An 8,427-nucleotide genomic window follows, 5' to 3' on the forward strand; every position below is an offset into this window, starting at 1 on the left:
GCCCGGGCCCCCTCCCCCCCCTGCCGCGGCCCCTAACCCACCCCCCCTAAAACACCGCGCCCCCCACCCTCACCCCTAGTGGAGGGCCGCCGGCTTGATGGTCCTACCGCGCGTCAGCTCCGCCGCACGCCCGAGGCCAGTTCCCCGGCCAGGGCCCGCACCGCGTCCAGCGCCGCTTCCTCGTCCTCGCCCGCGGCCAGGATCCGCTTCACGAACGCCGACCCCACGATGACCCCGTCCGCGAACCGGGCGACCTCCGCCGCCTGCACCGCGTCCGAGACCCCGAGCCCGACGCAGACCGGCAGGTCGGTGGTGGCCCGGGTCCGGGCGACCAGGTCCTCGGCCATCGAGCCGACGGCCGACCGCGTCCCGGTCACGCCCATCACCGCGGCCGCGTACACGAACCCGCTGCCCGCCGCCGTGACCTCCGCCAGCCGCGCGTCCTTGCTGCTGGGAGCGACCACGAACACGGTGTCCAGACCGTGCTCGTCCGCCGCCTTGCGCCACTCCTCGGACTCCTCCACCGGCAGGTCCGGCAGGATGCAGCCGGCCCCGCCCGCGGCCGCCAGGTCGGCGGCGAACCGCGCCACCCCGTAGCGGTCGACCGGGTTCCAGTACGTCATCACCAGCACCGCCGCCGCGGGGTGCGCGGAGGCGACCTCCTGGACGGTGCGCAGCACGTCCTTGATCCGCACGCCGCCCCGCAGCGCGATGTCGTCGGCGGTCTGGATGACGGCGCCGTCCAGCACCGGGTCGGAGTGCGGCAGCCCGACCTCGACCACGTCGCAGCCGCCCTCGATCAGGGCGTTGACCGCCCGGATGCCGCCGTCCACGGTCGGGAACCCGGCCGGCAGGTAGCCGATCAGCGCGGCCCGGTCCTCGGCCTTGGCCGCGGCCAGGATGTCGCTCAGCTTGGAAGCCATGATCACTTACCCCCCTCGGCGGAGTCGGCCGGCCCGGCGGACCCGGCCCCCGGCTCGTCGTACAGCCCGAAGTACTCGGCCGCGGTGTGCATGTCCTTGTCCCCGCGTCCCGACAGCGAGACCAGGATGGTCGCCTCCGGCCCGAGCTCGCGCCCCAGCTCCAGCGCCCCGGCGAGCGCGTGGGCGCTCTCGATGGCCGGGATGATCCCCTCGGTGCGGGACAGCAGCCGCAGCGCCTGCATCGCGGCGTCGTCGGTGACCGGACGGTACTCGGCGCGCCCGGTGTCCTTCAGCCAGGCGTGCTCCGGCCCGACGCCCGGGTAGTCCAGCCCGGCCGAGATCGAGTGCGACTCGATGGTCTGCCCGTCCTCGTCCTGGAGGACGTACGTCCGGGAGCCGTGCAGCACGCCCGGGTCCCCCTTGGTGAGGGTGGCCGCGTGCCGGGGCGTCTCGGCGCCCTCGCCGGCCGCCTCGCAGCCGATCAGGCGCACCCCGGCGTCCGGGATGAACTCGTGGAAGATCCCCATCGCGTTGGAGCCGCCGCCGACGCAGGCCACGACGGCGTCGGGCAGCCGGCCGGTCCGGTCGAGCACCTGCTGCCGCGCCTCGACGCCGATGACCCGGTGGAAGTCCCGGACCATCATCGGGAAGGGGTGCGGCCCGGCGACGGTGCCGAACAGGTAGTGGGTGGAGTCGACGTTGGCGACCCAGTCCCGGAACGCCTCGTTGATGGCGTCCTTGAGCGTCCGGCTGCCGGACTTGACGGCCACCACCTCGGCGCCGAGCATCCGCATCCGGGCGACGTTGAGCGCCTGGCGCTGGGTGTCGACCTCGCCCATGTAGATGGTGCAGTCGAAGCCGAACAGGGCGCAGGCGGTCGCGGTGGCCACGCCGTGCTGGCCGGCGCCGGTCTCGGCGATGATCCGGGTCTTGCCCATCCGCTTGGTGAGCAGCGCCTGGCCCAGCACGTTGTTGATCTTGTGCGAGCCGGTGTGGTTGAGGTCCTCGCGCTTGAGCAGGATGCGCGCGCCGCCCGCCTCGGCGGAGAAGCGGTGCACGTCGGTCAGCGGGCTCGGGCGCCCGGTGTAGTCCTTGAGCAGCGCGTCGAGCTCGGCGGTGAAGGCCGGGTCGGTCTTGGCCTTCTCGTACTCCTCGGCGACCTGCTCGACCGCGGCGACCAGCGCCTCGGGGATGAAGCGGCCGCCGTACGCGCCGAAGTAGCCGCGCGCGTCCGGCACCTGGGCGCCGGGCAGGTAGTCCTTTTCGGACATGGTGGTTTCCCTTGAACGGAGATGGACGACAACGACGTCTTCCCGGCTGGGCTTCAGCCGGACGTCACGCGCCATCGCCGTCCCGGCACCTGCCCGGGCTCGCACCCGATGACGTACCGCACCCGACGCCCCAGCACCCGGCGTGCGGGCGCGCGGCAGCCGCGCGGGCGGCAACCGGGGGCGAGTCGGGCGGCGATCTTCATGGGGTGGGGGTCAGTCCTTGTGCCGGACGGCGGGGTGGGCCCCGGCGGCGACCAGGTCGGCGACCGCGGCACGCGGGTCCTTGCCGGTCACCAGGGACTCGCCGACCAGCACCGCGTCGGCGCCGAGGTTGGCGTAGTTGATCACGTCCAGCGGGCCGCGCACACCGGACTCGGCGATCTTGACGATGCCGTCCGGGATGGCGTGGGCGACGTTCTCGAAGGTGTTGCGGTCCACCTCGAGCGTCTTCAGGTTGCGGGCGTTGACGCCGATGATCCGGGCGCCGGCGTCCACCGCGCGCTTGATCTCCTCCTCGTCGTGCACCTCGACCAGCGGGGTGAGGCCGATCGACTCGGCGCGCTCGATCAGCGACACCAGGGCCGGCTGGTCGAGGGCCGCGACGATCAGCAGCGCGAGGTCGGCGCCGTGCGCACGGGCCTCCCACAGCTGGTAGGCGGTGACGATGAAGTCCTTGCGCAGCAGCGGGGTGTCCACCGCGGCGCGGACGGCGTCCAGGTCGGCCAGCGAACCGCCGAAGCGGCGCTGCTCGGTCAGCACGCTGATCGCGGCGGCACCGCCGGCCGCGTAGTCCACCGCCAGGGCGGCCGGATCGGCGATCGAGGCCAGGGCGCCCTTGGACGGGCTGGAGCGCTTCACCTCGCAGATCACCCGGACCCCGTCGCCCCGGAGGGCGGCGACGCCGTCCTTGGCCTCCGGAGCCTTGGCGGCCAGCGCCTTGAGCTCGTCCAGGGAGACCCGGGCCTGCCGCTCGGCGAGGTCCTCGCGGACCCCTTCGATGATCGAGTCGAGCACACTCACTCAGGAGCCCCCATCTTTTCTGCCAGTTGGCCGGCGTGAGCCGGCGGGCGACAGCCCACCGACTCTTCGATGGTATCGGCAGCCGGGGGCGGGGGGCGCACCGGTTCGAACCGCGTCTCGCGGACCGGACTCCCGCTCCGGCGGTCCCCAGCTGCGGCTTCACCGGGCGTGCACCGGTTTTCGGACGGTCTTCGCACCGGTTTTCGGACGCTCTCCGAGCCGGCCGCGACCGGTGGCCGGGACGTGGCGTCACGGCGTACGGGAAGCGGCGGTCGCGCGGCCCGGTCAGACCAGCGGCGGCGCCAGCCCGGCACCGACCCCCGAGTTGCGCACCACTGTGAACACCAGCACCAGCAGGGCGATCAGCGCCCACCGCCGGCCCCCGACGGTGATCCTGGGCGGCGGCCCGCCGGTCAGCGCGGCCCAGCCCCAGCGCAGCCACAGCACCGCCAGCACGCCGAACAGCAGGACCACGACGGCGTTGTCGTGCAGGGCGCCGGTGAGGTCCCCGTGGCTCAGCGCGTGGACGCAGCGCAGCCCCCCGCAGCCGGGGCACCACCAGCCGGTGGCGGTCAGGAACGGGCACTCGGGGTAGTGCCCGGGGGTGTTCGGGTCCACCACGGCGACGTACGCGGCGGGGACGGCCACCGCCGCCAGCGCGGTCAGCGGCGGGCTCAGCCGGCGCCGCACGGGCGGCGGGGCGGAGGCGGTGGAAGCGGTGGGGGCGGCGTTCACGCCCCGATTCTGCCCGGGTCGGGCCCGGACACGACGAAACGGCGGGCGTGGCGCGCCCGCCGTTCCGATGTACGACAAACGTGTGGTCGTGTGGTGCGACGAGCCCGTCGTCAGGCGGCGACGGCGGCGCGGGCCTCACGGGCCGCGAGCTGCTCCTCGGCCGACTTGTAGACGTTGGCGCTGGGCTGCTTGCCCATGCCCGCGAGGGACATGGCCTTGCCGACCACGCCACCGGCCAGGATGACCGCCAGGCCGACCCAGACGAGCAGAACCGACGGCAGGATCATGGCGACGCCCGCGACGCCGAAGCCGACGAAGGAGATGACGACGCCGGTCCAGGCGGCGGTGGTGTGGCCGTGTGCTGCTGCTGCCATCTGAGTGGTGCTCCTTGGCTCTCGGGGCCCGGCCGGGCCTGCGGGGCCGCCGGCGGGTTGACGGGTTCCATTGTGCCGGGCCACACACCGACGGCCCAAAGCGGGTGGCGGGTCTATCGCGTCACATGCGCGCGGGCCGCGTCACATGCGCGCGGCTCACACCGCGGTCGGGTCCTCGCCCCGGTCCAGGGCCTTCCACAGGTCGCCCGGCGTCTCGGTCCGCGCCGGGGCCTTGCGGGTCGGCGCCTCGTAGCGGCTGCCCATGGCCGGCCAGCCCCGGCCGTAGCGCAGGGTGAGCAGTCCGGCCAGGGCCAGCAGGACCCCGCCGACCAGCGCGACCCAGGGCCAGGCGGTGTGCGAGACCTCGGTGGCCGCCGAACCGGTCAGCGCCAGCTTGCGGGCGGCCTCGGCGTCCAGCGCGGCGGTGTCGCCCGCCCCGGCCACCGAGGCGGCGGCCGCGCCGAGCCCGGCCAGCAGGGTCAGCGCGCCGACCGCCAGCCGGCCGGCGCCGCGCACCGCGAACACCGCGACGGCCGCGGCGAGACCCACCAGGGCCAGCCCGCCGGGCAGTTCGGAGATCCTGCCGCCGGTGACGGACACGTCCAGGGTGCCGGCCCGGCCCTCGGCCCAGGTCCGCCCGACCGCGGTCAGCACCAGCACGGCGCTCAGCACGGTCAGCAGCAGCATGATGCCGAGGGTGCGGCGGCTGGGGGCGGCGGGGGCGGGGGTCTGCTCAGCGGTCACCCGTCCACTATCCCCCGACCGACGCCGGGGTCCGTACCCGGGGTGGGGAACGGGCCGTCGGGCGAGCCGTCGGGCGGGGCGGTCGGCGCGGTGGCGGGCGGGTCGGCCGGCGGGGTGGGTTACGGCGTGGGGAACCCGTCCGTCCGCAGCACCACCGTGCGGCCGCCGAGCGGCAGGAACAGGTCGTTGCCGAACGGCACCCGCTCCGCCTCCCGGTACACCCCCTCGGGGGACGGCGCGGTGTGCACGGTGCAGACCGCCGCCGCCGGATCGACCACCACGTACAGCGGCACGCCGCTCTCCGCGCAGGCCCGCGCGAAGACGTGGTCACGGCCCGGGTGCGCCACCTCCAGCACCGCCTCGGCGTCCGCGGCCCCGTACCGGCCCCGGGCGGTGCGGGCGGCGCCGGGGGCGACCACCACCAGGTCCGGGGCGAGCGGGCCGTGCGCGACCGGGAAGTCGATCAGGACCCCGGACAGCACCCGCCCCGCGCCCGCGAGCCCTTCCCGGATCTGGGAGGCCGTCCCGAAAACGGCCTCCCAGCGCAGCTCGTCGTACGGCGCCTCGGGCATCCCGGCCGCCTCCTCACACGTCAGGACAGTTCCGGCGTCCGCAGCGTATTGGCGGTGGCGACCGCCCGCAGCACGGCGGCCGCCTTGTTGCGGCACTCGGTGTCCTCGCCGTGCGGGTCGGAGTCGGCGACCACGCCCGCGCCGGCCTGCACGTACGCGGTGCCGTCGCGCAGCACCGCGGTGCGGATCGCGATCGCGGTGTCCGAGTCCCCGGCGAAGTCCAGGTAGCCGACGCAGCCGCCGTACAGGCCGCGGCGGGTGGGCTCCAGCTCCTCGATGATCCGCATCGCCCGCGGCTTGGGCGCGCCGGAGAGGGTGCCGGCCGGGAAGCAGGCGGTCAGCACGTCGAAGGCGGTCCGCCCCGGGGCGACCGTGCCGGTCACCGTCGACACGATGTGCATCACGTGGCTGTAGCGCTCGATGTGCATGAAGTCGACCACCTCGACGCTGCCCGGCTCGCAGACCCGGCCGAGGTCGTTGCGGCCGAGGTCCACCAGCATCAGGTGCTCGGCCCGCTCCTTGGGGTCGGCGAGCAGCTCGGCGGCCAGCTCCGCGTCCTCCTGCGGGGTGTCGCCGCGGTGCCGGGTGCCGGCGATCGGGTGCAGCATCGCCTCGCCGTCGGTGACCTTGACCAGCGCCTCCGGGCTGGAGCCGACCACGTCGAAGCCGCCCTCGGCCCCGCCGTCCGGCCCGGGGAAGCGGAACAGGTACATGTACGGGCTGGGGTTGGTGGTGCGCAGCACCCGGTAGACGTCCAGCGCGGAGGCGGGGCAGGGCGCCTCGAAGCGCTGCGAGGGCACCACCTGGAAGGCCTCGCCGGCCCGGATCCGCTCCTTGATCGTCTCCACCGCGGCCCGGTACGGCTCGCCGCCGAACGGCGAGTGCACCTCACCGGGGCCGGCCGGGGTGAAGGTGGCCAGGCCCGGGTCGACCGGCTTGGACAGCTCGGCCTCCATCGCGTCCAGCCGGGCCACCGCGTCCGCCCAGGCCTCGTCCGCGCCGCTGGCCAGGTCGTTGTGGTTGACGGCGTTGGCGATCAGCAGCACCGTGCCGTCGACGTGGTCGAGCACCGCGAGGTCGGTGGCGAGCAGCATGGTCAGCTCGGGCAGGCCCAGGTCGTCCGGGTTGAGGTCGGGCAGCTTCTCCAGCCGGCGGACGATGTCGTAGCCGAGGTAGCCGACCAGGCCGCCGGTGAGCGGGGGCAGGCCGTCGTCCTCCAGCCGCGGGGTGTGCAGCGCCTGGAGGGTGGCGCGCAGCACCTCCAGCGGGTCGCCCGCGGTGGGGATGCCGACCGGCGGGGTGCCGAGCCAGCGGGCCCCGCCGTCCGGGCCGACGGTCAGCGCGGCGGCGCTGCGCACCCCGACGAAGGAGTAGCGCGACCAGCTGCGGCCCTGCTCGGCGGACTCCAGCAGGAAGGTGCCGGGCCGCTCCTCGGCGAGGGTGCGGTAGAGGCCGATCGGGGTGAGGCCGTCCGCGAGGAGCCTGCGGGTGACCGGGATGACCCGGGTGTCGACGGCGAGCTTGCGGAAGGCTTCGAGATCCATGACGGGCGGCACCTTCTTGAGTTCTTCGAGTGGACTTGGGTCAGGAGAGCGGGAGCACGTCGGCGTCGAAGCAGGTGCGGTCACCGGTGTGGCAGGCCGCGCCGCTCTGGTCGACCCTGACCAGCAGGGTGTCGCCGTCGCAGTCCAGGGCCACCGACTTGACCGCCTGGACGTGGCCCGAGGTGTCGCCCTTCACCCAGTACTCACGGCGGCTGCGGCTCCAGTAGGTGCAGCGGCCCGTGGTGAGGGTGCGGTGCAGCGCCTCGTCGTCCATCCACCCGAGCATCAGCACCTCGCCGGTGTCGTACTGCTGGGCGATGGCCGGGACCAGCCCGTCCTCGGAGCGCTTGAGCCGCGCGGCGATCTCGGGGGCGAGGGCGGTGCTGCCGGGAGCGGCGGGTGTGGTGGACATGCACCCCATTGTGTCAGCCCGCCCCGCCGCACCCGCCTCGCTCCCCCGCCGGAGCCGCTACGGGTGCAGCTGCCCGGTGAGCTTGGGGCCGCCCTGCTTGTTGCTGGCGGCCAGGGTGCAGGTGTAGTCACGCCAGCCCTGCTGGTAGTTGGCCATGGCAGGGCCGAACTGGCGGCCGTAGTAGGTCTTTCCGTCGCCCTGGCGGGCCTTGGCGGCGGCTTCGACCTCCTTGCAGCCGTCGCGCATGGCAAGCGCCAGCGGGATGTCGCCGGTGATCCCGTCCGCGAGCTTGAGGTCGGCGATCACCTCACCGTCGTGGTCGCCGACGCAGGGGCGTTCCTCCGGCTTGGTGATCACCGGGCTCAGCTGCGGGTGGTCGAAGCAGGCGCCGACCGGGAAGAACGCGTACGGCGGCTGCGGCGTGGGCGTAGGGGTGGGTGTCGGCGTCTGGGTGGCCGTGGGAGTCGGCGTGGGCGGCGGCGGCGCGGCGGCCGGCTTCTTGTCGTCCGGCCACAGCACCGCGGTGGCCACCACCGCGAGCAGGACGACCAGCACGGCGGCAACGGTGAGGACCAGGCCGCGGGACGGGCGGGAGCCGACTGCGGACGGCGGCTGCTCGGAGGTCATGGCCACGAGGATGGCCCACCCGACCCCCACCTGACAGCCGCTTCGCCAAACTCGCCCCGTACGGGCGGCCCGCCGGGACCTGAAGGTCGGTAGACCCGCCATCCGAGACCGGCTCACCAACCGGCTGCACCCTGAGGTGACGCCGCAGGAAACCTATCCTGGATAGAGAAAATTCAAATAAAAGAAAATTGTTTCTTCCGACCCC

At 74.2% G+C, this 8,427-nt stretch carries 11 protein-coding genes; all 11 read right to left on the reverse strand.

The window, feature by feature from the left end; genetic code table 11:
• Window positions 1-113: 113 nt before the first annotated feature.
• The 11 genes from trpA to ACFU7Z_RS30785 all read right to left on the reverse strand — a co-directional run bounded on the left by trpA (window position 114) and on the right by ACFU7Z_RS30785 (window position 8,222).
• Window positions 114-923 (reverse strand): tryptophan synthase subunit alpha, encoded by an 810-nt coding sequence (gene trpA / locus ACFU7Z_RS30735; RefSeq protein ID WP_375873970.1) that lies wholly within the window; start codon window positions 921-923, stop codon window positions 114-116.
• Between the two features lie 2 nt (window positions 924-925).
• Window positions 926-2,194 carry a tryptophan synthase subunit beta gene (gene trpB, locus ACFU7Z_RS30740; protein ID WP_074000949.1) on the reverse strand — a complete coding sequence of 423 codons (1,269 nt, stop codon included), beginning with the start codon at window positions 2,192-2,194 and terminating at the stop codon, window positions 926-928.
• Between the two features lie 53 nt (window positions 2,195-2,247).
• Window positions 2,248-2,397 carry a tryptophan biosynthesis modulator TrpM gene (gene trpM / locus ACFU7Z_RS30745; protein ID WP_188296911.1) on the reverse strand — a complete coding sequence of 50 codons (150 nt, stop codon included), beginning with the start codon at window positions 2,395-2,397 and terminating at the stop codon, window positions 2,248-2,250.
• Window positions 2,398-2,407: 10 nt separating this feature from the next.
• Window positions 2,408-3,214: an indole-3-glycerol phosphate synthase TrpC gene (gene trpC / locus ACFU7Z_RS30750; protein ID WP_049651216.1), complete on the reverse strand. Its 807-nt coding sequence runs from the start codon at window positions 3,212-3,214 to the stop codon at window positions 2,408-2,410.
• A gap of 285 nt (window positions 3,215-3,499) precedes the next feature.
• A complete protein-coding gene (locus ACFU7Z_RS30755; RefSeq protein ID WP_049651217.1) occupies window positions 3,500-3,949 on the reverse strand; it encodes a DUF2752 domain-containing protein in 450 nt (149 codons plus the stop codon).
• 110 nt (window positions 3,950-4,059) lie between these two features.
• On the reverse strand, window positions 4,060-4,323 hold the full coding sequence (locus ACFU7Z_RS30760) for an HGxxPAAW family protein (RefSeq protein ID WP_049651218.1): 264 nt from the start codon (window positions 4,321-4,323) through the stop codon (window positions 4,060-4,062).
• 156 nt (window positions 4,324-4,479) lie between these two features.
• The gene (locus tag ACFU7Z_RS30765; protein WP_241852746.1) at window positions 4,480-5,010 is read right to left on the reverse strand and encodes a TIGR02234 family membrane protein; all 531 of its coding nucleotides are present in this window, start codon (window positions 5,008-5,010) and stop codon (window positions 4,480-4,482) included.
• 176 nt (window positions 5,011-5,186) lie between these two features.
• Window positions 5,187-5,639 carry a Uma2 family endonuclease gene (locus tag ACFU7Z_RS30770; protein WP_380781099.1) on the reverse strand — a complete coding sequence of 151 codons (453 nt, stop codon included), beginning with the start codon at window positions 5,637-5,639 and terminating at the stop codon, window positions 5,187-5,189.
• 20 nt (window positions 5,640-5,659) lie between these two features.
• Window positions 5,660-7,183: an anthranilate synthase component I gene (locus tag ACFU7Z_RS30775; protein WP_049650355.1), complete on the reverse strand. Its 1,524-nt coding sequence runs from the start codon at window positions 7,181-7,183 to the stop codon at window positions 5,660-5,662.
• A 40-nt stretch (window positions 7,184-7,223) separates the two neighbouring features.
• Window positions 7,224-7,595, reverse strand: coding sequence for a phosphoribosyl-AMP cyclohydrolase (gene hisI / locus ACFU7Z_RS30780; protein ID WP_074000946.1), 372 nt, complete (start codon window positions 7,593-7,595; stop codon window positions 7,224-7,226).
• Window positions 7,596-7,652: 57 nt separating this feature from the next.
• Window positions 7,653-8,222: a hypothetical protein gene (locus ACFU7Z_RS30785; protein ID WP_159028385.1), complete on the reverse strand. Its 570-nt coding sequence runs from the start codon at window positions 8,220-8,222 to the stop codon at window positions 7,653-7,655.
• Between the last annotated feature and the right edge of the window lie 205 nt (window positions 8,223-8,427).

The organism is Kitasatospora sp. NPDC057518 (genome assembly GCF_042802075.1).
Taxonomy (GTDB): domain Bacteria; phylum Actinomycetota; class Actinomycetes; order Streptomycetales; family Streptomycetaceae; genus Kitasatospora.

What these genes read in the sequence shown, in the direction of transcription:
- trpA (WP_375873970.1), bottom strand. Translation starts at nt 923, where the DNA reads ATGGCTTCCAAGCTGAGCGACATCCTGGCCGCGGCCAAGGCCGAGGAC.
- trpB (WP_074000949.1), bottom strand. Translation starts at nt 2,194, where the DNA reads ATGTCCGAAAAGGACTACCTGCCCGGCGCCCAGGTGCCGGACGCGCGC.
- trpM (WP_188296911.1), bottom strand. Translation starts at nt 2,397, where the DNA reads ATGAAGATCGCCGCCCGACTCGCCCCCGGTTGCCGCCCGCGCGGCTGC.
- ACFU7Z_RS30760 (WP_049651218.1), bottom strand. Translation starts at nt 4,323, where the DNA reads ATGGCAGCAGCAGCACACGGCCACACCACCGCCGCCTGGACCGGCGTC.
- ACFU7Z_RS30765 (WP_241852746.1), bottom strand. Translation starts at nt 5,010, where the DNA reads ATGCTGCTGCTGACCGTGCTGAGCGCCGTGCTGGTGCTGACCGCGGTC.
- ACFU7Z_RS30770 (WP_380781099.1), bottom strand. Translation starts at nt 5,639, where the DNA reads ATGCCCGAGGCGCCGTACGACGAGCTGCGCTGGGAGGCCGTTTTCGGG.
- ACFU7Z_RS30775 (WP_049650355.1), bottom strand. Translation starts at nt 7,183, where the DNA reads ATGGATCTCGAAGCCTTCCGCAAGCTCGCCGTCGACACCCGGGTCATC.
- hisI (WP_074000946.1), bottom strand. Translation starts at nt 7,595, where the DNA reads ATGTCCACCACACCCGCCGCTCCCGGCAGCACCGCCCTCGCCCCCGAG.
- ACFU7Z_RS30785 (WP_159028385.1), bottom strand. Translation starts at nt 8,222, where the DNA reads ATGACCTCCGAGCAGCCGCCGTCCGCAGTCGGCTCCCGCCCGTCCCGC.